The organism is Vibrio sp. 2130-1, from assembly GCF_033339515.1.
Genome location: NZ_JAWOUT010000699.1, coordinates 1 through 524, shown reverse-complemented (window position 1 = coordinate 524; position 524 = coordinate 1). Strand labels below are relative to the sequence as shown.

Sequence of the window (524 nt, the reverse complement as noted above, 5' to 3'; positions counted from 1 at the left end):
TCCCGGCGCCGGAGTATCCAAACGCCACGACTTGATCGTTATTCGGTAATGGATAAGGCGACAACCATTTCGGCACTTGCACACGCGACGACATATCAGCCAAACGATGTTCATTAGACAGCTCTTGCATCAGAAACGGCGACGAGCTCAACACCAAGTCGATATCCTTCATGTAGCTTTTGCTAAGCAATTGCAGGCTTGATTGAGTGCGTCGGTGAACCACTCGGACTTCAGCATCAGGATAGTGCTGCGTAAAGTCATCCACCAAAGCAGTGATTGGTGCTTGAGAGAAGGTCGTGAGTATCACCAACTCTTTTTCTGCTGCCATTGTGAGTGGTGCATAAAGCGCCGCACCAAGAAGTAAACGACGCCCAAATTGCTTGAAATCAGCCATCAAATTAACCAAAAACCTTAAAGAGTGTGCGGTAACTCAAATCTATGAAAGATTGTCAAAAAATTTTACAGAGTATGTTTGAGTCACTATTGACGCACTTCAACCAGAACTAAGCATATTCTATCAGTAA

At 45.0% G+C, this 524-nt stretch carries 1 pseudogene; it reads right to left on the bottom strand.

Annotation, left to right across the window (positions count from 1 at the left end):
- Positions 1–394, bottom strand: a pseudogene (locus R7Q09_RS28215) (ABC transporter substrate-binding protein); the annotation flags it as partial.
- Between the last annotated feature and the right edge of the window lie 130 nt (positions 395–524).